The following is a 24,406-nucleotide window of genomic DNA, read 5'->3' as shown; positions in this document are numbered from 1 at the left end:
TGAGAAGTAACGGTCGAAGATAGGCCGATCCTGCAAATGCGGCCCATCTGTCACCAACATCAAAAGATTACGGCTGCGGGATCGGCACGACGGTGACTGTCGAGGAACTGGCTGCAGGTTCCGTACCGAACCACTTTTTGTGAATAGCCGCAGTGGTCCCATCCTGCTTCATGGCGGTAATCGCATCGTTGAGCTTGCCAAGCAACGGATGGTCCTTCGCCATCATCAGACCATATTGCTCCCCGGTCTGAATTCGGTCTTTCACGGCAAACCCCTTCATCTTCAGAAAGAGATGTTCCATGCCGGGTATGTCGGAAATGACGGCATCTATGCGGCCTGCACCGAGATCAAGAAACAGATCCTGTTGCGAGTTATAGCCTTTGATATCGGCGAAGCCTTTGGCCTCTTTGTTTTCCTTGACCCATTTTTCGCCGGTAGAGCCGGAAAGGGCACCAACGGTCTTGCCATTCAAATCGGCCAGTCCGGTGACAGCACTATCGGTCTTGGTCGCAACCCCGATGTCTGAATCGTAGTAAGGCTGGGTGAAGGACTGTGATTTCAGGCGTTCCGGCGTAATTGTTATGGACGAAACCGCCACGTCGATACGCCGGGAAGTCGTTGCGGCAAACAGGGCCTGAAACCCGTAATCAGCGATTTCCGGCTCCAGACCGGCCCGTTTGGCTGCCTCGGTCGCGATATCGATTTCGAAGCCTTCGAACGTCCCATCGGCATTTTTCAACTCGAAAGGTGGGTTACTGGGATAGGCACCGATATTAAGTGCATCGGCAGCCAGAGATGCAGATGTCATGGCAAAAGAGCTCACAGCCAGAGCGCTTGCAAGGCCTGCCATAGCCAGAAAATTACGGCGACAGATCATCATGTTGTTATTCCCTCTATGGGTCGTTTCTTTCGGCAGAAGTTCCTGCTCCTACCTGCGTCGACCTATTTGATTATTTGATCATATGGAATTTTAAGTTTCAACTAAAATCGCATTGGTCTGAGCAACCAGACCGCAGCGAAGATGCTCCAGTCATTCAAAGGGAACCAAAGAACCGCTGAAGGCGATCCATGGCTTCATTGACACGTGCAAGCGATTGCGAACCGAAACAGACACGCAAATGCCCTTCACCGCCCGCTCCGTAAAAACTCCCCGCTTCCAGCACAACGCCCGCCTCTGTCATGATGCGTTCAGCCATGTCCTGCGACTTAAGACCCAATGCAGCGATTTTGGGAAACGCGTAGATCGTGCCTTCCGGCCAGTCGCACGTGACACCTGACATTTGATTTAACCGCGACACGACAATGTCGCGCTTTACTTTGTCTTCCGTCACCAGTTCGGCCAATATCTCCTCTGGCCCCGAGACCGCCGCCAGAGCCCCCGCCTGAATGAATGTGTTCACGTGAGTGACGTCGTTGGTCGTGATCTTCAGGATACCTTCGATCATATGCCGCGGTGCGGTGAGATACCCAAGTCGCCAACCATCCATGGCGAAACTCTTGGTAAAGGCGAACATTGAAATCGTTCGCTCCTTCATGCCGGGCAACGAAGCGATCGAAACATGGCGCGCGCCATCAAACAGTATCTCTTCGTAAACCTCGTCAGAAACCACCACCAGATCGTGACGGCGAGCAATATCCGCCAGAACTTCCAGCTCCTCGCGACTGTAGACCCGTCCTGTCGGGTTACACGGATTGATCAGAACAATCATTTTTGTGCGGGCCGTGATCTTCGGTTCGATCAGTTCCGCCTTGATCGAGAAACGGTCGCTGGCATCCAGCGGCGCCAGAACAGGTTTGGCTCCGGCGAGTTCTATCTTGCCGATATGCTGAGGATAATAAGGTTCCAACAGGATCGCCTCGTCGCCCGGGTCAAGCAGCGCCATGAAAGCGGCAAAGGACGCATGGGTCAGCCCGTTAGTGACAACGATATCGGAGGCTGAAACATCCATGTCATTCTTCTCACGCAGACGGGCGGCCAGGGCTTCGCGCAATTTTGGAATTCCCTGAAAATGCGAATAATGGACATCGCCTGCCATCAGTGCATTGACCGTCGCCTGCTTGATATGCAGTGGCGTATCGGCATGGGGGCTGCCAAGCTCCATGTGAATGAGGTCACCGGCATTCGCTCCGAGTGCCGCCGCCCGGGCATACATGCCAAAAGATTTGCTGGAACTTTCGGTGATGCGTCTGGCAAGGCGGATCATGAATCTATCTCTCCTGTTGTTTTCCGTCTCAGCCCCGCCCCTCAGCGAGTGTCAAAGCCGGCCTTCCGGGAACCTGGTCAGCTGGCGTAATCAAACCAGCACCGTCCTGTCCCTTTGTTTTCACATCTTCGTCCTGAGCAGACTGCATAAACGCAGCTTCAACCTGGATTGGCTTCCCAACATGCGCGTATCTAAAGATCATTTGATCAAATAAGCAAGTGAAATATTCCCTGATAATTTCTGCAAGTGCAGGAATTATATCGTTCCTTATATCCAATTGTTATTATTGTGTTTTTTATCGTATCTCAACGCGATGGCAGAGAGTAGGTCAGTAATCCATATCGAACAGCGGATATGGGAATGCTATTCCTCATTGTCATCCATGAGGTGATTGCCGACCGATTTTTTGACACGCTTCATATCTCTCAGCAACGAAGCGATCGTGTCGCGATCGACCTCGGCCATCAGATCACGTAACCAGCTTTCATGGACCCGCGCCATTTCTGCGAACACCGTCTGCCCAGTATCAGTCAATCGCGCGACGGTAACGCGTCTGTCGGCACCAGGTGTTTCACGACGCACAAGACCGTCGGCTTCCAATCGCTCAATCAAGCCGGTGATGTTGCCATTCGTCACCATGGTCCGACGCGAGAGTTCTCCCAGCCGCAACCCGTCCGGTTCCCGGTAAAGCTGGGCAAGAATGTCAAATTGTGGCAGCGTGACACCAAATTCATTGCGCAGACGGCGGCGGATTTCCTGTGAAACCAGTCTGGTTGTTGCCAGCATACGCAGCCAGAGGCGCAATTCCTGCTTCTCGCCCTCATCGACTTCGGTGACTATAAATTCGAGATCCATTATCCGCCCGGTGCATATCGTTGCGCTGCAATCAATGAGAATTGCGCCAGACAGCCGATATTTCAAGCCTAAATTAACCTGACCGCTACACCCCTGCCCTTTATTGGTCGGCAGATCACACAAGAACCTTCCCTTAAAGCAATCGAACCGTGAAGAATGCCGTCGACATGCGAGCCCAGTTTTTTTACAGATGGCCGATATTATACTTGAATGCATATAACTGCATTACCTTGCATGAGGTTTTACTACCAGTCACAGCAGGACATACGGACAGAAAAGTCCATAAATTTGGTCTATTGGCGAACGCTCTTCTGCCGCGAGAAAATTCCTGGAAGATTTTGTAAAAGAGATACTTGCAAGAGCATATTTCCTGCCATAGGCTTCGAGTGAACGTCCGAAAGAGACCGGTTCATCAAGGACCGCACAATAATGCCGGCGCCGGCTCAGGGCGAAATGGGGATTTCATGAACGATACATCTGCTCTTTCCAGCCTTGCGTCCGGACTGCTGTCTGGCACCGTCAAGGTCGTTGACATCACCGCACCACTCGGTCCGGATACGCCCGTCCTTTACCTTCCCCCGCAATTCGGCAAAAACACACCGAACGTTAAAGTTCACACTATCAGCCAATACGATCAGAATGGTCCGTTCTGGGCCTGGAACTGGATAGAGCTTGGCGAGCACACCGGCACCCATTTCGATGCCCCGTGTCACTGGATCACCGGCAAGGATCACTCCAACAACACCACTGATACGATCCCGCCACAGAACTTCGTTGCTCCCGTAAACGTAATCGACCGTTCCGCACAAGCCGCCGCCGACGCTGATTATCTGCTGACGGTTGATAGCATCAGGGAATGGGAAGCAGAGCATGGCGAAATTGAAGCTGGATCATGGGTTTTGATGCGTACCGACTGGTACAAGCGCAATGGTTCAGCCGATACATTTCTGAATGCCGATGAAAACGGCCCACATTCTCCGGGACCAACGGTTGAAGCAATCGAGTATCTGCTTTCCAAAGGCATTATCGGTTGGGGTCAGGAAACAGTCGGTACGGATGCAGGATCCGCAGGAGCCATGACCCCTCCATTTCCGGCACACAACCTCATGCACAAGGCAAACCGATACGGACTGGCAAGCCTGAGCAACCTTGATCAGCTACCAGCCAAGGGGGCGATCCTGATCGCAGCACCCCTGAAATTCGTGAAAGGAACCGGCTCGCCGGTCCGTGCACTCGCACTCGTCGTCGGAGAAAAAACGACCGGACAGTAGCATCTGCGACAAGGAAGTCCTGCACCGAGCCAAGAAAGGCTACGTCACATACTATAAAGTATGTTGCGATTCACTGTCTCCAGCGATTGGAGGCAGTGAGAGTGCCTTTGATCGAACTGATTTCGAATGGTCGGTGATCGAACCACTTCTTCCGACCACAGTGCGCGGCAAACCTCATGTCGATGAACAGCACATTTCGAACGGTATTCTCTGGCATCTGAGAACAGGTGCACCCGCATTCCAGTTCGATACGATCCTCTTCTTGGAGGCTTGCTTTAAGAGGTTTGATCTCTTTTCGTCATTGTGCAGGCGGCGCGGGCGGAAAATCACCCTGCGGCTGCGGCTGCGGCGACGGCGAGGATGGTTGCGGCTCCGGTTCAGGGGCCAGCGGCGACGGATTATCCATCATATTGCCGCTATCTGGCTCCGGATTGGGCAGAGACGTATCGGGCTTGTCGCCGAAAATGCCGAGACGCGCTTCCACAGCCTTACGACCCGCTTCGTCATAGGCACCGCCGGGAGCGGCCTTCGCCCAGCCATTGGCAACCAGCCATGCGGCTGCATCTTCATTGCCCAGCAAGCATTCGGTCGCCACCGCGCCACCGCTGTCGTTTTCAGGCAGGCGGCACATGACGGCACGGGAGCGCAACCATTGCCGGAAGGCAGTGCGCGCCTGCATGCCGCATGGCCAGCTTTCACCGGAAGCGGTCTGGCAGGTCTGTTCCAAGGGTACGATTTCGATGCCCTGCAATTCAATAATACGGCCCTGACTTTCAAGCCGTCCGGCCGCCACAGCGACAGGTCGCTGCAAAAGCTGCATCTGTTCACCCGCATCGACAGGCGTGGCCGGTGCCGGTGGCTCCGGCGGCTTGGGCGTGGATGCAAGACCGAGATCGCTCAGCGGTGGACGCGGTGCTTCGCGTTCAATGCCGTTGTCATTCACCTGGTCGTTGACCTTGCCGTTCTCTTTCCACGCAGGCGGCTGCCCTTCAACGGGGGCGGTTTGGCCCGGTTGCGGCGACGTCTCCTCCGAAGCATTGCCCGTTTCAGGCGATGTCTCCGGCTCGTTATAGTCAAACTGTTCGACGACGATACCGTTTCCCGTACCGGATTCTGTCTTCGTATCACCGGAGTTGATGACGACCACCGGGCGATCCAGTGCACCATAGAACGGCGCCACGAAGGCTGCGATCAGAACTGCGCCTGTTATGCCAGCCAGACCGCCGAAAACGGCGCGTGCATGGCTTCTATCCTGCGATTGCGCCATTACTGGCTCGCCCATAAAATGCGGGCGACCCATTCGATATCCCTGGACTCGAAAATGCGGTTCGGATGTTCGGGATTGAGCGAATGAAGCTCAATGGTTCGTGGCGTCTGGCGATGCAGGATCTTGGCCATCACTTCTCCGTCTTTCGTCCGCACCACTACGCGATCGCCCCGGCGAATGGCGGTATTGGGTGCTACGATCAGCGTATCGCCATCACGGTAAAGGGGCAACATTGAGTCGCCCGAAACCTCCAGCGCGTACACACCTTCCCCCGATCCGACCGGGAATTCCACAATGTCCCAGCCTTGTCCAGCCGGGAAACCGGCATCGTCGAAATAGCCGCCAGCGCCCGCTTCGGCCATGCCGAGCAATGGAATGGACTGCATGTCCTGCGTATATTCGCCGAATTGCGGCGTGCGATTTTCGCCACGGATGAGCCGCGTGAATTCATCGAACGTCGAGCCGGTGGCTTCCATCACCTTGGCCAGCGATTCCGTCGAAGGCCAGCGCGCACGCCCATCGGAAGCATAGCGCTTGGATTTGTTAAAGGTCGTAGGGTCGAGCCCTGCACGACGCGCCAGCCCGGACGCGCTCAGGGAATGACGTTCAGCCAAGGCATCAATGGCCGCCCACACGCTCTCGTGAGAAAACATAGTAATGATCCGCCACCTAGGTTCCGACATATCTTCCTGAATAATCCCCATCAGGAAAGATATGTTTCAAAGGATTTTAAACCTATTATTCCGTCCCATCTTCGGCTTCAACCTACCGAAAAAGCAGTAATTGCGCAAGACGGCTGAATTAACAGGGAAAATTTTCTTATCCGGGGATGCTGCAGTTCAGCTATGACAAGAAGCACAAACAAAAAGCGCGGCATGAAACATGCCGCGCCTGATGATCTTGCGAAGGGTTAAGCTTACGCTGCCTTCTTTGCTTCCGTCTTGTAAGGGTTGAAACGCTGGTAGAAGCTTTCACCGTTTTCGGCCATGTCGAGCAGAAGTTTCGGCGCCTTGAACTGCTGGCCGTACTTCTTCTGCAACTCCTTGGCAAGCTTGACGAATTTCTTCGCACCCATGCCATCGATATAGGAAAGCGTACCGCCCGTATAAGGCGCGAAACCAAAGGCAAGAATGGAGCCGACATCGGCTTCACGCGGATCGGTGACAATGCCTTCTTCCATCACGCGGGCAGCTTCCAGAGCAATGGTGACGAGGAAGCGCTCTTTCAGCTCCTTTACATCGATCTTGTCCGGATTCTGCTGTGGATAGAGATCCTTGAGGCCCGGCCACAGATGCTTCTTGGCAGGCTTCGCCGGATAATCGTAGAAGCCCTTGCCGTTCTTGCGGCCCTTGCGGTCGAACTCGTTGACGAGACGATCCACCAGTTCTACATGGCGCGGATCGACCGCCTTTTCACCGAGATCGGCAAGGGTTGCCTTGAGGATCTTCTGTGACAGGTCGATAGCGGTTTCGTCGTTGAGCGCCAGCGGACCAACCGGCATGCCAGCCATACGGGCGGCATTTTCGATCATCGCAGCAGGCACACCTTCAACGAGCATGTTGTAGGCTTCCGACATATAGCGCAGCACGCAGCGATTGACGTAGAAGCCACGCGTATCGTTGACGACAATCGGCGTCTTCTTGATCGCACGAACGTAATCAAGGGCTACGGCCAGTGCCTTGTCGGACGTCTTTTTGCCGAGGATCACTTCCACCAGCATCATCTTGTCGACAGGCGAGAAGAAGTGAATGCCGATGAAGTTCTTTGGACGTTTCGAGACTTTCGCAAGACCAGTGATCGGCAGGGTCGAGGTGTTGGAAGCAAAGACTGCGGAAGTCTTGAGCACTTCCTCGGCCTTCTCAGTCGCAACACGCTTGACTTCACGGTCCTCGAACACGGCTTCGATCACCAGATCGGCACCTTCGAGAAGCGCGTAATCCGGCGTTGCCGTGATAAGCGACAGGAGCTTTTCCTTGTCGGCTTCCGTGGCGCGGCCTTTCTGCATTTCCTTGGCGATAAGGTCAGCCGTATGTGCCTTGCCCTTGTCGGCAGACTCCTGATCGCGGTCGATCAGCACCACCGGAATGCCTGCCTTGGCGGTCACATAGGCGATGCCTGCACCCATGAAGCCAGCGCCGATGACGCCGATCTTCTTGAGCTTGGTCGGCTTTTCATCGACCGGACGGCGTGCGCCCTTGTTCAATTCCTGCAGCGACACGAAGAGCGAACGGATCATCATGCCCGCTTCGGTCGTCTGGAGGATTTCGGTGAAATAGCGCTGCTCGATCTTGAGGCCGGTATCGAATGGGACCAGCAGACCTTCATAAACCGACTTCAGGATAGCAAGGGCTGCAGGATAATTACCGGAGGTTTCGCGACGCAGGATTGCCGTTGCGGCAGGCCAAAGGTTCGCACCGGCAGCAGAATAGATCGCGCCGCCGGGCAACTTGAAGCCCTTTTCATCCCATGGCTGAACTGGCTTGAGACCGCCCTTGATGAGCTTCTTTGCGGTTTCGACCAGCTTCTTGGCCGGAGCAATCTCGGTGACGAGACCCATTGCCTTGGCGCGCTGCGCGGTCAGGCTGGAGCCGGTCGTCATCATCTGGAGCGCGTCCTGCTGATTGGCAAGGCGCGGAACGCGCTGCGTACCGCCAGCGCCCGGGAACAGGCCGACCTTGACTTCCGGCAGTGCCATTTTCACGCCCGGCGCATCGGATACCACGCGGGCATGACAGGCGAGCGACATTTCAAAAGCGCCGCCCATGCAGGTGCCATTGATGGCCGACACCCACGGCTTGCCGCAAGTTTCAAGCTTGCGGAAAAGACCGCTCATCTTGCCGACATTGTCGAACAGGGTCTGGACCGCGCCCTGCGGGTCCTTGGCCTTCTGCTTCTGGAATTCCTTGAACATGCCTTCCAGCATGGTCAGGTCGGCGCCACCAGAGAAGCTGTCCTTACCTGACGTGATAACAACGCCCTTGATCTTATCGTCGGCAGTCACCGCGTCGATGATGGAATTCAATTCCTGCATCGCCTCGACGGTGAAGACATTCATCGACTTTTCAGGCATGTCCCAGGTGACGAGAGCAATGCCATCGGCGTCGGTTTCAACTTTGAAATTTACATAAGCCATTCGTAAAACCTCCCTCACCTTAAACGCGCTCGATGATTGTCGCCGTGCCCATGCCGGCACCGATGCACAAGGTCACCAGCGCGGTGTTGAGATCGCGGCGTTCCAGTTCATCCAGCACCGTACCGAGGATCATAGCGCCGGTTGCACCGAGCGGATGGCCCATGGCAATGGCACCGCCATTGACGTTGATCTTGTCGTGCGGAATGTCGAAAGCCTGCATGTAGCGCAGAACAACAGCGGCAAAGGCTTCGTTCAGCTCGAACAGGTCGATATCCGAGATTTTCATCTTGGCCTGCTTGAGAAGCTTTTCCGTCACATCAACCGGGCCGGTCAGCATAAGCGCCGGTTCGGAGCCGATATTGGCGAAAGCACGAATGCGCGCACGCGGCTTGATATCGAATGCCTTGCCAGCCTTCCTGGAACCAACCAGAACGCCAGCCGCACCGTCGACGATGCCCGACGAGTTACCGGCATGGTGGACGTGGTTGACGGTTTCGATTTCCGGATGGGCCTGAATGCCGACCGCATTGAAGCCGCCCATTTCACCCGGCATCACAAAGGATGGATTGAGCTGGCCCAGCGCCTGCATGTCGGTTGTCGGGCGCATGTGCTCGTCATGGTCGAGAATGGTCAGGCCATTCTGGTCTTGGATCGAAATGACCGAATTCTTGAAATAGCCCTTTTCCCACGACTTGGCGGCACGCTTCTGGCTTTCGACGGCATAAGCGTCGACGTCATCGCGGCTGAAACCATATTTCGTGGCGATCAGATCGGCGGACACGCCCTGCGGCATGAAATAGCCGGGGAAGCCGACCGATGGGTCCATGTACCAGGCACCGCCCGACATGCCCATGCCGACGCGCGACATGCTTTCCACGCCGCCTGCAATCACCAGATCGTCGGAACCGAAGGCGACCTTGGCTGCTGCCAGATTGACCGCATCAAGGCCCGAGGCGCAGAAACGCGAAATCTGGATGCCCGGCGCCTTGAAGTCGTAACCGGCTTCAAAAGCTGACGAACGTGGGATGACCGCACCAGCTTCGCCCACCGGATCGACACAGCCGAAAATAATGTCATCGACCTTTGCCGTGTCGATACCGTTACGGTCGCGCAGGGATTCTAGAACCTTCGCGCCCAGACGAACGGCAGGCACTTCGTGCAGGCTGCCATCCTTCTTGCCACGTCCGCGCGGTGTGCGCACGTGATCGTAAATATAAGCCTCAGCCATTTTTGCTCCTTCCCGCCAAGTTCGAAAACTTAGCCTGATCTCTAACTCAGAATGTGTCCGCGTTTAGCGCCATCATCGAATCCGCGCCCGACTGGATGCGTGCGAGATGTGCGGCGCTTTCCGGCATGATCCGCTCGAAATAATAGCGTGCGGTAACAAGCTTGGCTTCAAGGAACGCCTTGTTGCCTTCGCCACTGCCAAGCTTTTCTTCCGCGATCTTCGCCATGCGTGCCCACATGAAGCCAAGCGCCACCAGTCCGAAGAGATGCATATAGTCGTTGGAGGCGGCACCGGCATTGTCGGGCTTGGCCATCGCATTCTGCATCAGCCACATGGTGGCGGCCTGAAGATCGTTGAGACCCTTCTTCAGATGCTTGGTGAAGAAGGAAAGCTTCTCATTTTCGCGGTTGGCTTCGCAGAAATCGCCCACTTCCTTGAAGAACGCGGTGATTGCGCGGCCACCGTTAAGCGCCAGCTTGCGGCCGACGAGATCGAGCGCCTGAATACCATTCGCGCCTTCATAGATCATGGCGATACGCGCATCGCGCACATACTGGCTCATGCCGTGTTCTTCGATATAGCCGTGCCCGCCGAAGACCTGCTGCGCCATGACGGCGTGTTCAAAACCCTTGTCGGTCAGAACGCCTTTCAGAACTGGCGTCAAAAGGCCGACGAGATCGTCTGCTGCCTGACGTTCCGCTTCATCGCCTGCGCGATGGGCGATATCGGAGTTGAGTGCCGTCCAGAGGATAAGCGCCCGACCGGCTTCGTTGAAAGCACGGATATTCATGAGGTTGCGGCGGATATCCGGATGCACGATGATCGGGTCGGCTTTCTTGTCCGGTGCCGCGGCACCCGAAAGTGCACGACCCTGAATACGCTCACGCGCATAGATGGCAGCATTCTGGTAAGCGGTTTCGGCAATCGAAAGGCCCTGCAAAGCTACACCAAGACGCGCTTCGTTCATCATGGTGAACATGGCGCGCAGGCCTTTGTGTGCCTCGCCAATCAGGAAGCCCGTCGCATCATCGTAGTTCATCACGCAGGTGGAATTGCCGTGAATGCCCATCTTTTCTTCGATGGAACCGCAGGACACGCCGTTGCGCTCGCCCGGATTGCCGTTTTCATCGAGAATGAACTTCGGCACGATGAACAGCGAAATGCCCTTCACACCTTCCGGCGCGCCGTCGATACGGGCCAGCACCAGATGGATGATGTTGTCCGACATGTCGTGTTCGCCAGCCGAGATGAAAATCTTCTGGCCGGAAATCTTGTAGGAACCGTCTTTTTGCGGCGCGGCGCTGGTGCGCAGCAAGCCCAGATCGGTACCGCAATGCGGCTCGGTCAGGTTCATCGTGCCGGTCCAGGTGCCTTCCACCATCTTCGGCAGATAGGTGCCTTTCTGCTCATCGGTGCCGTGGGTCAGGATCGCGGCAATCGCGCCCTGTGTCAGGCCCGGATACATGGTGAGCGCCATATTGGCAGACGACATATATTCGCCGACAGCCGTATGCAGCAGATAAGGAAGCCCCTGCCCGCCATATTGCTCCGGCACGGCGAGGCCGAGCCAGCCGCCATCGCGATAGAGATCATAAGCCTGCTTGTAGCCTTTCGGCGTCGTCACCGAACCGTCCGAATGACGCTTGCAGCCTTCGCGATCAGCGGTCTGGTTGACCGGAAACAGGGTGCCCTCGGCGAGCTTCGCACCTTCAGACAGGATTGCCTCGACGACATCGGGCGACGCGTCGGCAAAGCCCGGCAGATTGTTGTAGCGCTGATAATTCAGAACGTCATTGAGAACGAAATTCGTATCCTCAACTGGCGCGCGATAGCTCGGCATAGAAATCCTCCAAATTCACCACCTGAGCCGTTCCGCGATGGCTGGAACGAGCCCGTAACCGCGTTTCATGCCTGCATGCCACATTATAGCAAAACGTTGTGACAGCGCGCATGTTGCAACAAAAAGGGATTATTTTCTGCGAAAACAGCCATTTTTGCCGCTTTTTTGACTGACCACATCACGGAATTCGCGCTCGTCCAGTCAATTTCGGCTCGAAGCTAACCTACTTTGACGTTTCCGTAAACGTCAAAAATTACACAAGTTCGTGCGGGACGGGGAAATGTTCATGTCGAGACACTTTTCATCCTGATAGTGGTCGAAGGGAAAGTGTGATAAGCGCCTGCCAGCAACAACAGGAGTATAGTGGTGAGCGAACCTACTGTAGCGGAAGCGACAGACCGAATTTATGAATCGCTTCAGGCGGATAATGTCGACATCGATTTGCATATCGCCGCCCTGAAAGCAGCACTTGAGCGCGCGGGCCTGAAAGAGGCTGTGTTCGATCCGGCCAAGCTGGTGCAGAACAATCGCTCCGGCAGGAAGCTCATGCAGGCATATTTTCGCCAGCGTGGTGTTATGGTCAAGTTTGCGACTTCGTGAACGGTCATTTTTGACCGGTAACGCGAGCTGACGGTGAAAATCACGCCGACTGCGTAGACCGGATGACCACATGTGAGACATGAGAAAGGCGGCGATTCTGCCGCCCTTCTGCTATTCATCGACCCTTGAAGGCTTACTTGACCCATACAACGCGGCGGGTCTGCGTATCGATCAGAGCCGGACGATCTTCCACATAAACATAGGAATAAGTCGGCTGCTCCGGAACAGCCACCAGCGGCACATCCTCGGGGATGACCATACCTTCGGCGATATCTCCTTCGATGATGACCGGATCAACCGGATTGGTTTCGATGTAGGTCACGACTTCATTCGGCACCAGCGGACCAGCATTCGGCCCTTCGGTATAATAGACGACCTGACGGTTCTGCATGGAAACGATCACCGGTTCACCATTGAAATAGATGTAACCGAAACCCGGATTGTCGGGGATCGGATGAACCGCGATTACATCGGGGAGAACATAACCGTCACTGATTTCGCGCTCAATGACGACCGGGTCCGAAGGATTTGCGATGACATAATCGCGTGCTGCCTGAGGCACTTCGATAAGCACTCGATCCTGCGCCAGCGCAAAACCGGAGCTAGCAAGAAACGCCGCTACGGTCAGAACAAGAGCTTTTTTCATTGTCAGCCTCACTTTCGCATCAGAGCGAATTCGATCTGATTGGATCAGACCGGCGCTCCATCTGTTCGTTCTGGGCACATCTTGGATGCGCCATCAGTCGCAAGGCTGGAATAACCCCGTCGATGCGTCGAGGTTCCCACTCCAGGGCACACTTCATGCAACAGGCTGAAACATTCGGACCTGTCAGGCGGAGTTCGCTCTGACTTCGATCTGGCCGAGGCCGCACATTCGTGGATGCACACATATACCCAAATTAAAAAGATGACGGCGAATAATTGTGAATCGTAGTTTCATTGTCCAAAGCCGCCCCAGAGCGCACTTGGCGAGACACAAGTCGATACAAGTTTTCAGGAATCCCAGAACGAAGCCTTCCGGAAGCTTCCTTGCGGATAAATCAGTTATTCGAAAATTACATTTCAATATTTAGCGTTAGTTAAATTAGCCAATAGAGATTGAGAAATCTTACCCAGCAAGTTGCTATTTTAAGATCGATCTAAATCCAGTTAAGATGGCCTTGTTTTCAATGAACAGGAGGTTTTAAAACTTTTTCTTATTGCTAAGCGCGACCCGTTCTCGCCCTGCAAGCAACATCTGTGTTGGTGGATTAGACCAAACACAGCCTGCAGAGCAAAAATGGAGGATGCAAAATGGCTTGTATATTACCGATACAAGACAGGCTGTTCCGTCATTCCCCGTATGGCGTCAAAGTCTAGATTGCATTCTAAAAGCGTTGATTTTTATATATATTTTTCAGTACGAGCGAATAGGCTGCCCTTATCTGTCCTGTCAATCAGATAGGGGCAGCCACATTTTCAAACTTCACACACCCGCAATCAAAACGATTGTCGCCCCATTCGTGCGAGGATGGTTCGCAGCTCTTCGACAGACTGATCAACCTCGTCCTTTTTCTTCTCAAGCTCGACCAGTTTTTCCTTGAAACGCTTGCGTAGCTTCTCCACTTCGACAGCGTCGCGGGTCTCATTTTCCCACACGCTGATCAACTGCCCCATCTCGCTCAGCGTGAAGCCGATGCGTCGTCCAAACAGGATGAGACGCAAGCGTGTATGGTCGTTGTAATCATAAAGCCGCGTCACGCCCGCACGGCGCGGATTGAGCAATCCTTTGTCTTCGTAGAAGCGCAAGGCGCGCAACGTCAGGTCGAACTCCTCCGCTAGATCGCCGATCCGGTATAGTTGACCGCCTGACTGACCTTCCTTTCGCATATTCACGCTTGTGCCGGTTAGCAAATCCGCAATTGCTAAATCTGCGACCAGCCCTGGTGCGTTAGCCTGTTTACTCATGTCCTACCCTGTTTCCGCCCCCGGAAACGCCCGGTCACCGCGCGATTGCGCGATGGAACCACTGTTGATGACAGCTCACATTGACATTGCTGTCAGTGCCGTAGCTTCGATTTACATTTTGCCGCCGCGGTTCACGCATCTTTCGTATTCGATAGATCCGCTTTTCATGCCGGGTTGCGTTTGACACGCTGAATTCAGCCCGCTCAACCATGGGATGCTATTCGGCATCCACGAAAGCACTCACTTAGCCGCATATATTAACGAGTTATTTACCACGTTTGTACAAATGTAAGCAGAGCAAATTCTTGCCTGTTGCGCTGGTGAAATTTGCTCCCGGCGGCCTCTATCATTAGAAAAAGTGAATTTATCATGGCAAATCCAGATATGGCGTCAGGTTCACGATCAATTATTGACGATTTGAATGCCCACCGCGAGCGCCGAGCGTCATCGCCTGCCATGGAAGAACTTAACCGCACGCTGGCGAGCCTTGAAAAACGCCTGATGGATCTGGAGCACGACAGCGCCCCGGACGTACGCGATATTCTGCGTTCCGAACGTCACCCAGTTCGCCATCCTGACGAGACTGTAACTGGCCTCGCCGAAATTGCCGAAAATCTGCGTCGGATGCGCGGTAGCCATGAAGAACCGCAGCCGCATTATGCCTCAAGCGCCGAGGTCAGCCGTGCCAGCCGCGAGATGACCCGCCTTCAGCGCGCCGCAAGCGAAGAAGGCTTTTCACAGCAGATGAGCGATGATTTCGAGCGTATCAACGACAGCGTACGCCTTCTCGCCGAACGCAGCAGTGAGGCAAACGCGCAGGCGCTCCGCCGCCAGCTCGAAGAGCTCCATCGCACCGTCCAGAGCCTCGCGCGCGAAGAAACACTGCATCGTCTCAACAATCGTTGGGATCGCTTCGACGCGCGTTTCGAGGCCTTCGAACAGCGCCACAACGCCGTCGATCCGGCGTTGGATGCGATCGGCTCGCGGCTTGAGCAGGTGCGCGACGCCATCGGTACGTTGCCCCAGTCGAACCGCCTGAGCGCAATCGAGGATCGCATCGGCCAGCTCGCGAATTCCATCGAGGAATCGCTCAGCCCACAACACGCGTCGTCGCTCGATCAGAGCCGTCTGCAGCAGATCGATGAGCGGCTGGACGAAATCAGCCGCGCTATCATCGCCACCAGCCGCGCCCAGCGCCCGGATCAGGACAGTGCGCGCCGACTGGAGCGTATCGAAAGCCGTTTGGCAGAGCTCGCAGAACAGCTCGCCACTTCGGCAACGCAGCAGAATTCCGATACGCTCTATCGCAAGCTCGGCGAACTTTCCTCTCGCATCGACGGCCTTTCAAGCGGCTCAGCGCTACCGGAAGGCGTCATTGACCAGCTCGCACACCAGATTAACCTGCTTGCCAATCAGGTTGGCAAGGTCATGGAGAATCTGAACCAGTCCGACTATCACGCTGTAGAGGCACGTCTTGAAGCCATCGGCGAGAAGCTCGAAGCTGCCGAGCGCCGGGTAGAGGAGCCGCATCCTTCCGTTCTGGACAAAATCGACCGCCGCTTTGCAGAACTGACCGAGCGTCTCGACGCGCAATATGCCACGCAGCATGTCGACAACAGCGCGATCCACACTCTGGAAGGCCGCCTCGACGATCTTTCGCAGCAGATTTCACTGGGTCTCCTTCAGGCGCCGACCTATGACGGCCCTGGACTGGATGTGAAGGCAATCCGCAGCCTCGAAGATCAGATTGCAAATATCGCCCATCATCTTGCGCAGCCCGTTGCCGAGCTCGCAGAATTGAAGCCGCGTCTCGATTCCATCGAGCGCTCCATCGCCTCCAATCGCGAAACAGTGCTGGATGCAGCGCGCGAAGCTGCCGAAAGTGCTGTCGCGCGCGTTCTGCAGCATGGATCACATGGCGACAGCGTGATCGCCCGGCAACTCGCCGAAGACATGAAATCGCTTGAGGCCCTGGCGCGCAATTCCGACGAGCGCAACGGCAAGACATTCGAGACCGTCCACGACACATTGGTCAAGATCGTTGATCGTCTGGCCAGGCTTGAGCAGGACGTGGCAGGCAAATCAGACACGTCGGACACTGAAAAGTCGGCCTTCACCAGCCCCAACGCTGGATCGCCGCGTCCGTCGGCACCGCGTTCCCCGGCTGCAGCGGCAGCGGAAGCAGCTTTTGCAACCGTCCAGAGCGAAGCTGGTCCCGCCGATATGCAGGCAGGTGACTTGACCGGGAAGTCATCGCTCTTCGGCGGTTTCGCGAAAGCTATACGCGGTCGCCGCGCCGACAAATCCGTCGGAAAGAACGACGAAACACTCGAAGCCAGCGCTTTTGACGCGACGCTTGATGCGCCAGCCTTCGAAAGCGATCTTGCGGCCATCGAGCCGATCACACGCGAAGAACCGGAGCTGGAAACGACTCCATCCCCTCGCCCTCAGGGCGAAGGCATGCCGGACCTCAATTCGATTATGAAGCGGGTGCGCGAAGAACGCCGCCAGCGCGAAGACGCTGCCGATCTGGCCCTTGCCGCCAACGGCAAGGTGGACTTCATCACGGCGGCGCGTCGCGCCGCCCAGCTTGCCGCCGCTGAATCCGAACAGCTTCAGAAGGGCACGACCAAGCGCACTGGTAAGAAAAAGTCATCAGTCGGCGACATGATCCAGCGCCAGCGCAAGCCGATCCTGATGGCAATCGGTGCTGTGATGATCGCGATGGCTGGCCTGCAGATCGGCTCAGCTTTCCTCAACCGCGACGAGCCGGTGGAAGCCGCACTTGATACGGTGCCGCCTCAGATCGACACAACTGCCGCCGATAATACACCTGCGCCAGCCGACGAAATCGCTGCAAAAATCGCGTCGGACACCACACCTGCCCTCGAACAATCCGCGGAAACCACGCCCGTAATCGCAGAGCCCCGCGCGGAAAAAATTGCGCAGGAAGAAATCCCGAAACTAGCGAACGAGCAACAGGCAGCGGTCGAAATCCCCACACAGATTGAACAGCCTGCCGCAGCAACCGGAACAACCGTCCATCCGGTAGCCCCTGCGGAAACGGCTACATCAACCGAACCTGCCGCACAGCCTCAGGCCACCATTCCGTCTGTACCGGAAGAAGCCGGTCCGGCAGCGCTTCGCGAGGCTGCAGCCAAGGGCGACGCCCGTGCCCTCTTCGAGGTCGGCAATCGCTACATGGAAGGTCGCGGCGTTGCTGCCGACTTTGCCAAGGCGGCGAAATGGTATGAGATTTCTGCAGGTCAAGGCTTTGCTCCCGCGCAATATCGTCTCGGCAACTTCAACGAGAAGGGCCTTGGCATGGCCCGCGATCTCGAAAAGGCCAAGACCTGGTACCAGCTTTCAGCGCAACAGGGTAACGCCAGCGCGATGCACAACCTCGCCGTCCTTTTCGCAACCGGCGCCAACGGCAACCCTGACAATGCTTCCGCCGTGCGCTGGTTCACCGATGCCGCCGAACTCGGCGTGAAGGACAGCCAGTTCAATCTTGGAATCCTTGCGGCCAAGGGACTGGGCATGCCGGTCAATCTGGAAGAAAGCTACAAATGGTTCTCGCTCGCCGCCAATGCTGGTGACAAGGATGCTGCCGACAAGCGCGACCAGATTGCCAAGGCATTGAAACCGGAACAGCTTGAACGCGCCAAGGATTTAGTCAAGCTCTGGAAGGCCAAGCCGCTCGATCAGGCAACCAACTCCATCGACGTCCCGGATGCTTGGACCGAGAGCAAACCGCTCACCACCGGCTCGGTGGATATGAAGAAGGCTGTTCGTAACATCCAGCTTATTCTCCAGAAGAACGGCTACGACGTCGGCACCGCCGATGGCTTGATGGGCGGCAAGACCCGCGCTGCAATTGCTGCCTTCCAGAAGGCGAATGGCCAGACGCCGACCGGTGACGTTGACCAGAAACTGGTCCAGCTTCTTCTCGAGAAGAACAAGTAACGCATTGAAGTAAATCGGATTTTTCGAGGGCAGCAGATGCTGCCCTTTTTTCGTTCTGGCCACAAGCGTCTGAAAGAAGTGACAGGTTGAATCGACTCGTTGAGCCTTATTATCTAAGCCCTATCAACGAGGGATAGACGATGCTCTTGCACGTAAACAACGACATGGAAAACGGGATCATCGCGAAGATTCCCCTCGCGCTCGACAAGGACATCAAAAACTTCCAGGGAGATGCGATCGACTTTGAGATTTCCTCTGGCGACAAGCAACTTATCCCTGCCGAGGAAATTCATCCGTACAAATCCATTTTCAAAGTTCTATCCGGCAGTCTCGAGCTGAAGAACATCTTCATAGGCGTGTCGTTCAATGCGAATTTCACCACACCAGACGGCAAAAAGACCTGTCTCACACGGTCCAGCCCGATGGAAGAATGGAATGTCATGAATGGCAACTACTATGCCGAAAGCATGAACTGCTTTGGTTTCAAGTCCAGCAGCCGCTTTGCTGGAAACTTCAGCGTGAATCTGACCAATCCCTATCTTTATATCATAAAGAACGGCAGCCTGACCGACAGTAAAATGTCCGACAACATTTCGATCCGTGCACAGTTTTACCCATCGTCTGGTCATTCCGTCATCACGCCGAAAGAAGATATCAATATCGTCATCAGCAACCGACAGAACGCTACCGAATGATCGACAGTGCATCGTGGCCAGATTGCGCTCATGTATTTCCTATATATTCTATGGGATTATACCAACAATGACTGTTTTAAGCTCTCTTCAAGGCTCTTTTTGTTGTTCTTAAACAACACCTAGCATTTTTCCTCGAATAGAGTTTCGCGAGATAACTTTATCAGCAATCGGCGTTTGACTTCGCGATGGCGACAGAGCAAGACATTATGAGGAGTGGTCGGGCTGAAACTCACGTGTGAAGTTAAGCCTAACTACTTGTTTTCATGCATTTCCGCACGCAGAACAGTTTCATAATTTTGCCGGAGATGTTTTAGTAGAGTGAAACATCTTGCGGAGAAGCGCGACCGCAAGCAGCTGTGTGTCATGCGTTCGTGAAAGCCGGGTTCGGAATTGGGTATTTATCTTCCCATTGCGGAATTATCGGTCAACATGCTGGTTCTTCTCGGCATGGGCGCCGCCGTGGGTTTTCTCTCCGGACTGTTCGGCGTCGGCGGCGGCTTTCTGATCACACCGCTTCTGATCTTTTATAACATTCCACCTGCAATCGCGGTCGCCACCGGTGCCAATCAGGTCATCGCCTCGTCGGTTTCCGGCGCACTGGCGCATTTCAAACGTCGCACGCTCGATATCAAGCTCGGCCTGTTTCTCGTGGCGGGTGGTGTATTGGGTTCCCTTGTCGGTATCTTCGTGTTCTCGTGGCTGCGCGATCTCGGCCAGTTGGACCTGATCGTTTCCATCCTCTACGTCTTCTTTCTCGGCACTGTCGGCGGTCTGATGCTGGTGGAAAGCCTGCGCGCCTTGCGCCGTGTGAAGAAGGGACAAGCAGGTGCTGTGCGGCGATCCGGCCAGCATACGTGGATACACCGCCTGCCATTCAAGATGCGGTTTCGCGCCTCTACCATCTATGTCAGCATCATTCCGGTTCTCGGCATCGGCTTCTTCATCGGCCTTCTGTCATCGGTGATGGGTGTCGGCGGCGGTTTCATTATGGTTCCGGCGCTCATCTATCTTCTGCATGTTCCGACAAATGTGGTTGTCGGAACCTCGCTGTTTCAGATCACCTTTGTGACCGCAGTCACGACCGTCCTGCAGGCAACGACCAACCAGTCCATCGATATCGTGCTTGCTTTCCTGCTGATGGTTGGCGGCGTTATCGGCGCGCAATACGGCGCACGCGCGGGCCAAAAATTGCGCGGCGAACAGTTGCGCCTTTTGCTGGCGCTTCTCGTGCTTGCCGTTGGCCTGCGCCTCGCCTTTGGCCTGTTCGTGCGGCCCGACAATCTGTTTTCCATTTCGATTGCGGATATCTGACATGCGGAGCCTTACGCTTTCCTCCGCATTGATGTTCCTTCTAATGACGGGAAGCGCACTGGCGCAGGTCGATTCCAGCGGCAACGGCAACACGGTTCCGCAATTGCAGAACCCTGCGGATGAAACCATCGAAATCGGACTTTCAACCGAAACCATCGCCATCACATCGAATTTCGGCGGCACTGACCTCACCATATTCGGCGCGCTCGACAATGCCGACCCGATGATCCAGCGACAAGGCCGTTACGATATCATCGTCGTGCTGCAAGGCCCCTCGCGCGATCTCGTGGTGCGCAAGAAGGACCGTTATCTCGGTGTCTGGGTGAATTCGGATTCGGAAACCTTCATGGGCGTGCCGCTCTCCTACTCGCTGGCCTCTACCCGCAATCTGCAGGACATTACCGAAGAGAAAATCTACCGACAACTTTCGGTGGGCGTGCGCAACTTCTATCTCGTCCCGGAAGATCCGGGCAGCCTGTCGGGCAATATCCCGACATTCGGCAACGAACTGCGCGAAATGAAAATCCGGCAGGGCCTCTATACGCAGCGCATCGGGGGCGTGGAGTTCATTTCCCGCACCTTGTTTCGTGCCACATTGAACCTGCCCGCCAATGTGCCGGTCGGACGCCACAAGGCTCGGGCGCTTCTGTTCCGCAACGGTGTTTTTTTGCGTGAAGCCAATGCCAGTCTGGAAATCGTCAAGGCTGGTTTTGAACAGAGCATCTACAACGCCGCCCACCAGAACAGCTTTCTCTACGGCCTTTTTGCCGTTTTCCTTGCCGTCTTCACCGGCTGGTTCGGACGCATTCTGTTCCGCAGGGATTAACCCCCATAAAGCGCACCGCGCGCAATCGGGTAAACCTTACCCTGTCCCAGCATATAGGCGCGCAGGGTCTCGTCAGCGAACAGCCCTCGGAAAGCGCGATCCAGAATATTCAGCGCACCCGTATAGGCTCCGAAAGCAGGCATGATGAGCCTTTCCCCGTCGCTAACAAAACAGGGGCGGCGTACTGATCGTCCACGTCGCACGATGCGGGCCGCGGGGTGAAGGTGCCCTGCAATCTCGCCCTGCCCGGCCTTGCGCGATGGTTCATGCCGGAAGGTAAGCGGCCCGACTGCCAGTTCCTCCACACAATCGCCCGGCAGGTCGACCGGGCGATCCGGATCATGATTGCCAGTGATCCAGAACCAGTCCCGATGCTCCATAAGCGATTTCAGCCGGATGGCATAAAGCGACGGCAGGCGTTCGCTGGCCGTCGCATCGTGAAAACTGTCACCAAGGCTGATGACGGTTCGCGGCTGATAGCGCGCAATGGCCAGCGCCAGCATGTCGAGCGTCGCCGCTGTGTCATAAGGCGGGATGAGCTGGCCGCGCCGGGCAAAGGATGAACCTTTTTCCAGATGCAGGTCTGAGACGATGAGCATATGGAGATCAGGCAGGAACAGTGCACCGGATGGATCGCACACAGCTGCAACGCCACGCACTTCCGCATGGGCCAGACTGTAGGCCTCTCCGTTGCCCCACACGGCAGTCTTCATTGCATCGCCTCTCTGATTAGATCGTCTGCGGCCTCTTCAAGCAGCATTTCATCGCCCTCACCTGCCACACGCTCACGTCCGATTTCGAGCATCACAGGCAGCGCCAGCGGTGAAATCCTGTCGAGCGGCTTGTGCAGGAGATGACCTTTCACGCGTGCCAGCATGTCGCCAAGACGCTTGATATCCAGAAGCCCGGTCGCGGCATCCGCACGCGTCGCCTGCAGCAATATGTGGTCCGGCTCATGGGTCCGCAGCACGTCATAGATCAGGTCGGTGGAAACCGTAACCTGACGGCCTGTTTTTTCCTGTCCCGGATGACGGCGCTCGATAAGCCCTGAAATCACGGCACAATTGCGGAAAGTGCGTTTCAAAAGATAGCTTTCATCAAGCCAGGCTTCGAGATCGTCCCCCAGCATATCCTCATCGAACAGGCGGGTGAGATTGAGCTTTCCCGTGCCAATCAGCGCGCCCATATCCTTGAGGCCCCAGAGTCCCAGCGAATAATCGGTCGCGACAAAGCCAAGCGGATGTGCGCCCATGCGCTCCAGACGACGCGTCAGCAACATGCCGAGCGTCTGGTGTGCCAGCCTGCCCTCGAACGGATAGGCGACCATGTAGAAGCGATTGCCGCGCGGAAAAGTTTCGATCAGCAGCTCGTCCGTTGCTGGCAGTACGGATTTCCACTGCTGCACTTCCAGCCATTCCCGCACCTGTTCCGGCAAAAACTGCCAGCGCGTGCGGTCGGCAAGCATGGCGCGCACCTGCGCGGCAAGATAGGTGGAAAGCGGAAACTTGCCGCCTGCATAGACAGGAATCTTGGCATCCTGCCCGGCAGCATTGGAGGCGATGCATTCGTTCTCACGGATGCCTTCAAACCGCAGAACCTTTCCGGCAAACAGGAACGTGTCGCCAGCAGTGAGCGTCTCAAGGAAATATTCCTCGATGCGACCAAGAACACGTCCGCCGCGCGCATTTCCGCCCTTGCCGCCACGAGTAAGCCGGACATTGAGCTCCGGCGCTTCGACAATCGTGCCGATGTTGAGCCTATATTGCTGCGCAATGCGCGGATTAGACACCCGCCAAGTGCCGTCCACGGTCTTGCGGATTTTCGCGAACCGTTCATAGGTCTTGAGTGCGTAGCCGCCGGTCGCCACAAAATCCAGAATGCGGTCGAACGTGTCTCGCGGAAGGTTCGAATAGGGTGCGGCACTCTGCACCTCACGATAAAGCTGATCGGCGTTGAAAGGCTCGGCACAGGCCATGCCGAGCACGTGTTGCGCCAGCACATCCAGCGCCCCATCGATCAGGGGTGGCGTATCCTGCGCACCCAGATAATTGGCATCAAGTGCGGCGCGACACTCCATCACCTCAAAGCGATTGGCAGGCACCAGAATGGCACGGCTTGGCTCGTCCATGCGGTGATTGGCACGGCCAATGCGCTGCGCAAGGCGACTGGCCCCTTTCGGTGCGCCGACATGAATGACCAGGTCGACATCACCCCAGTCGATCCCCAGATCAAGCGTCGAAGTCGCGACCACTGCCCGCAACGTGTTGGCGGCCATGGCCTGCTCGACCTTGCGGCGCTGGCTGGCATCGAGCGAACCGTGATGCAGCGCAATGGGCAGCGTGTCCTCGTTGACCCGCCACAGCTCCTGAAACAGCATCTCCGCCTGACTGCGCGTATTGACGAATAAAAGCGTCGTGCGGTGCTGGCGGATCGCCTCGTAAATGTCAGGAATGGCATAACGTGATGAATGGCCTGACCATGGCACCCGTTCGTCGGAATCGAGAATGGTGATTTCCGGCTTGGCGCCGCCATCGACCGTCACAAGTCCGGCCATCGGCCCGGTGCCGTCCTGCTCAACCAGCCAGCGGCGCAGTTCATCGGGCTCAGCCACCGTTGCGGAAAGGCCGATGGTCCGCAATTGCGGTTGCAGGCGGCGCAGCCGCGCCAGCCCCAGCGCCAACAAATGCCCGCGCTTGGAAATCACCAGCGAGTGCAATTCGTCCAGCACCACATAGCGCAGACCCTTGAAGAACTGTTCCGAACCTTTGGATGCGATCAACAGTGCAAGCTGCTCTGGCGTGGTCAGCAGAATATCCGGCGGTGCCAGCTTCTGCCGCTGGCGTTTGTGCGCAGGCGTATCGCCGGTCCGGGTCTCGATGGTGATGTCGAGACCCATTCCCTCGACCGGCACCGTCAGATTGCGATGAATATCGACGGCCAGAGCCTTCAGCGGCGATATATAAAGCGTATGCACGCCGCGCTTCGCCATACCCGGCTTTTTACGGCCATTTCGTTCCAGGTCCACCAATGCAGGCAGAAACCCGGCCAGCGTTTTACCTGCCCCGGTGGGCGCAATCAGAAGCGTGGACTGGCCCTGTTCAGCACGGGCCAGAAGCTCAAGCTGATGCGCGCGCGGCGACCAGCCCTTGGCCGCAAACCATTCAAGAAAACGGTCCGGCAAGGGAAAAGCGGCAGATGCTGCGGCGGGTTTCAGGTTCAGTGTCACGCCGTCAATCTAATCGCAGCGAGGCAAGCCGCCAAGG

Annotated in this window: 18 protein-coding genes and 1 pseudogene; 7 read left to right on the top strand and 12 right to left on the bottom strand. The window is 56.1% G+C overall.

What is annotated here, in order from left to right:
* Positions 1–67 precede the first annotated feature (67 nt).
* From FG152_RS01010 to FG152_RS01000, 3 genes are all read right to left on the bottom strand, one after another.
* The gene (locus tag FG152_RS01010; RefSeq protein ID WP_010659205.1) at positions 68–880 is read right to left on the bottom strand and encodes an ABC transporter substrate-binding protein; all 813 of its coding nucleotides are present in this window, start codon (positions 878–880) and stop codon (positions 68–70) included.
* Positions 881–1,034: 154 nt separating this feature from the next.
* Positions 1,035–2,204 carry a pyridoxal phosphate-dependent aminotransferase gene (locus FG152_RS01005; RefSeq protein ID WP_010659206.1) on the bottom strand — a complete coding sequence of 390 codons (1,170 nt, stop codon included), beginning with the start codon at positions 2,202–2,204 and terminating at the stop codon, positions 1,035–1,037.
* A 363-nt stretch (positions 2,205–2,567) separates the two neighbouring features.
* Positions 2,568–3,059: a MarR family winged helix-turn-helix transcriptional regulator gene (locus tag FG152_RS01000; protein ID WP_010659208.1), complete on the bottom strand. Its 492-nt coding sequence runs from the start codon at positions 3,057–3,059 to the stop codon at positions 2,568–2,570.
* Positions 3,060–3,523: 464 nt separating this feature from the next.
* Between FG152_RS01000 and FG152_RS00995 the strand changes: the two genes are divergently transcribed.
* A complete protein-coding gene (locus tag FG152_RS00995; RefSeq protein WP_010659209.1) occupies positions 3,524–4,330 on the top strand; it encodes a cyclase family protein in 807 nt (268 codons plus the stop codon).
* An 85-nt stretch (positions 4,331–4,415) separates the two neighbouring features.
* Positions 4,416–4,565 (top strand): annotated as a pseudogene (locus FG152_RS00990) (transposase); the annotation flags it as partial.
* A gap of 63 nt (positions 4,566–4,628) precedes the next feature.
* Here FG152_RS00990 and FG152_RS00985 read toward each other — a convergent pair.
* The 5 genes from FG152_RS00985 to FG152_RS00965 form a co-directional block, all read right to left on the bottom strand.
* Positions 4,629–5,597 (bottom strand): thermonuclease family protein, encoded by a 969-nt coding sequence (locus FG152_RS00985; RefSeq protein ID WP_010659210.1) that lies wholly within the window; start codon positions 5,595–5,597, stop codon positions 4,629–4,631.
* Positions 5,597–6,250 carry a S24 family peptidase gene (locus FG152_RS00980; protein WP_010659211.1) on the bottom strand — a complete coding sequence of 218 codons (654 nt, stop codon included), beginning with the start codon at positions 6,248–6,250 and terminating at the stop codon, positions 5,597–5,599. Before FG152_RS00980 ends, FG152_RS00985 begins: the two co-directional genes overlap by 1 nt.
* 263 nt (positions 6,251–6,513) lie before the next feature.
* On the bottom strand, positions 6,514–8,730 hold the full coding sequence (locus tag FG152_RS00975) for an FAD-dependent oxidoreductase (protein WP_010659212.1): 2,217 nt from the start codon (positions 8,728–8,730) through the stop codon (positions 6,514–6,516).
* 19 nt (positions 8,731–8,749) lie between these two features.
* The gene (locus FG152_RS00970; RefSeq protein ID WP_010659213.1) at positions 8,750–9,958 is read right to left on the bottom strand and encodes an acetyl-CoA C-acetyltransferase; all 1,209 of its coding nucleotides are present in this window, start codon (positions 9,956–9,958) and stop codon (positions 8,750–8,752) included.
* A 46-nt stretch (positions 9,959–10,004) separates the two neighbouring features.
* A complete protein-coding gene (locus tag FG152_RS00965; protein WP_010659214.1) occupies positions 10,005–11,798 on the bottom strand; it encodes an acyl-CoA dehydrogenase C-terminal domain-containing protein in 1,794 nt (597 codons plus the stop codon).
* Positions 11,799–12,161: 363 nt separating this feature from the next.
* Here FG152_RS00965 and FG152_RS00960 point away from each other — a divergent pair, with 363 nt between their 5' ends.
* A complete protein-coding gene (locus tag FG152_RS00960) occupies positions 12,162–12,398 on the top strand; it encodes a hypothetical protein (RefSeq protein ID WP_029376009.1) in 237 nt (78 codons plus the stop codon).
* Between the two features lie 133 nt (positions 12,399–12,531).
* Here FG152_RS00960 and FG152_RS00955 read toward each other — a convergent pair whose 3' ends face one another.
* Both FG152_RS00955 and FG152_RS00950 read right to left on the bottom strand, forming a co-directional pair.
* A complete protein-coding gene (locus FG152_RS00955; protein ID WP_010659216.1) occupies positions 12,532–13,044 on the bottom strand; it encodes a DUF1236 domain-containing protein in 513 nt (170 codons plus the stop codon).
* Positions 13,045–13,877: 833 nt separating this feature from the next.
* The gene (locus FG152_RS00950; protein WP_029376010.1) at positions 13,878–14,345 is read right to left on the bottom strand and encodes a MerR family transcriptional regulator; all 468 of its coding nucleotides are present in this window, start codon (positions 14,343–14,345) and stop codon (positions 13,878–13,880) included.
* Positions 14,346–14,714: 369 nt separating this feature from the next.
* Between FG152_RS00950 and FG152_RS00945 the strand changes: the two genes are divergently transcribed.
* The 4 genes from FG152_RS00945 to FG152_RS00930 all read left to right on the top strand — a co-directional run bounded on the left by FG152_RS00945 (position 14,715) and on the right by FG152_RS00930 (position 21,143).
* Entirely contained in the window at positions 14,715–18,311 is a 3,597-nt protein-coding gene (locus FG152_RS00945) for a peptidoglycan-binding protein (RefSeq protein WP_010659218.1), read from the top strand.
* 140 nt (positions 18,312–18,451) lie between these two features.
* Positions 18,452–19,006, top strand: a complete 555-nt coding sequence (locus tag FG152_RS00940) for a hypothetical protein (RefSeq protein ID WP_010659219.1) — start codon at positions 18,452–18,454, stop codon at positions 19,004–19,006.
* Between the two features lie 429 nt (positions 19,007–19,435).
* Positions 19,436–20,317, top strand: coding sequence for a sulfite exporter TauE/SafE family protein (locus FG152_RS00935; RefSeq protein ID WP_029376011.1), 882 nt, complete (start codon positions 19,436–19,438; stop codon positions 20,315–20,317).
* A gap of 1 nt (position 20,318) precedes the next feature.
* On the top strand, positions 20,319–21,143 hold the full coding sequence (locus FG152_RS00930) for a TIGR02186 family protein (protein ID WP_010659221.1): 825 nt from the start codon (positions 20,319–20,321) through the stop codon (positions 21,141–21,143).
* Here the strand turns inward: FG152_RS00930 and pdeM are convergent.
* Positions 21,140–21,856, bottom strand: a complete 717-nt coding sequence (gene pdeM, locus FG152_RS00925) for a ligase-associated DNA damage response endonuclease PdeM (RefSeq protein ID WP_105543978.1) — start codon at positions 21,854–21,856, stop codon at positions 21,140–21,142. The two genes, FG152_RS00930 and pdeM, sit on opposite strands and share 4 nt — an antisense overlap.
* Positions 21,853–24,369, bottom strand: coding sequence for a ligase-associated DNA damage response DEXH box helicase (locus FG152_RS00920; protein ID WP_036584297.1), 2,517 nt, complete (start codon positions 24,367–24,369; stop codon positions 21,853–21,855). Before FG152_RS00920 ends, pdeM begins: the two co-directional genes overlap by 4 nt.
* Between the last annotated feature and the right edge of the window lie 37 nt (positions 24,370–24,406).

The organism is Ochrobactrum sp. XJ1 (assembly GCF_024701725.1).
Taxonomy (GTDB): Bacteria; Pseudomonadota; Alphaproteobacteria; order Rhizobiales; family Rhizobiaceae; genus Brucella; species Brucella anthropi.
The sequence above is the reverse complement of the archived record's forward strand: the minus strand, read 5'-3'. Positions and strand labels throughout refer to the sequence as shown.

Bases quoted from the DNA above. Each gene is read 5' to 3' on its own strand.
- pdeM (WP_105543978.1), bottom strand. From the start codon at position 21,856: ATGAAGACTGCCGTGTGGGGCAACGGAGAGGCCTACAGTCTGGCCCAT.
- FG152_RS00985 (WP_010659210.1), bottom strand. From the start codon at position 5,597: ATGGCGCAATCGCAGGATAGAAGCCATGCACGCGCCGTTTTCGGCGGT.
- FG152_RS00950 (WP_029376010.1), bottom strand. From the start codon at position 14,345: ATGAGTAAACAGGCTAACGCACCAGGGCTGGTCGCAGATTTAGCAATT.
- FG152_RS00940 (WP_010659219.1), top strand. From the start codon at position 18,452: ATGCTCTTGCACGTAAACAACGACATGGAAAACGGGATCATCGCGAAG.
- FG152_RS01005 (WP_010659206.1), bottom strand. From the start codon at position 2,204: ATGATCCGCCTTGCCAGACGCATCACCGAAAGTTCCAGCAAATCTTTT.
- FG152_RS00935 (WP_029376011.1), top strand. From the start codon at position 19,436: ATGCTGGTTCTTCTCGGCATGGGCGCCGCCGTGGGTTTTCTCTCCGGA.
- FG152_RS00995 (WP_010659209.1), top strand. From the start codon at position 3,524: ATGAACGATACATCTGCTCTTTCCAGCCTTGCGTCCGGACTGCTGTCT.
- FG152_RS00980 (WP_010659211.1), bottom strand. From the start codon at position 6,250: ATGTTTTCTCACGAGAGCGTGTGGGCGGCCATTGATGCCTTGGCTGAA.
- FG152_RS00930 (WP_010659221.1), top strand. From the start codon at position 20,319: ATGCGGAGCCTTACGCTTTCCTCCGCATTGATGTTCCTTCTAATGACG.
- FG152_RS00955 (WP_010659216.1), bottom strand. From the start codon at position 13,044: ATGAAAAAAGCTCTTGTTCTGACCGTAGCGGCGTTTCTTGCTAGCTCC.
- FG152_RS00965 (WP_010659214.1), bottom strand. From the start codon at position 11,798: ATGCCGAGCTATCGCGCGCCAGTTGAGGATACGAATTTCGTTCTCAAT.
- FG152_RS01000 (WP_010659208.1), bottom strand. From the start codon at position 3,059: ATGGATCTCGAATTTATAGTCACCGAAGTCGATGAGGGCGAGAAGCAG.
- FG152_RS01010 (WP_010659205.1), bottom strand. From the start codon at position 880: ATGATGATCTGTCGCCGTAATTTTCTGGCTATGGCAGGCCTTGCAAGC.
- FG152_RS00945 (WP_010659218.1), top strand. From the start codon at position 14,715: ATGGCAAATCCAGATATGGCGTCAGGTTCACGATCAATTATTGACGAT.
- FG152_RS00975 (WP_010659212.1), bottom strand. From the start codon at position 8,730: ATGGCTTATGTAAATTTCAAAGTTGAAACCGACGCCGATGGCATTGCT.
- FG152_RS00970 (WP_010659213.1), bottom strand. From the start codon at position 9,958: ATGGCTGAGGCTTATATTTACGATCACGTGCGCACACCGCGCGGACGT.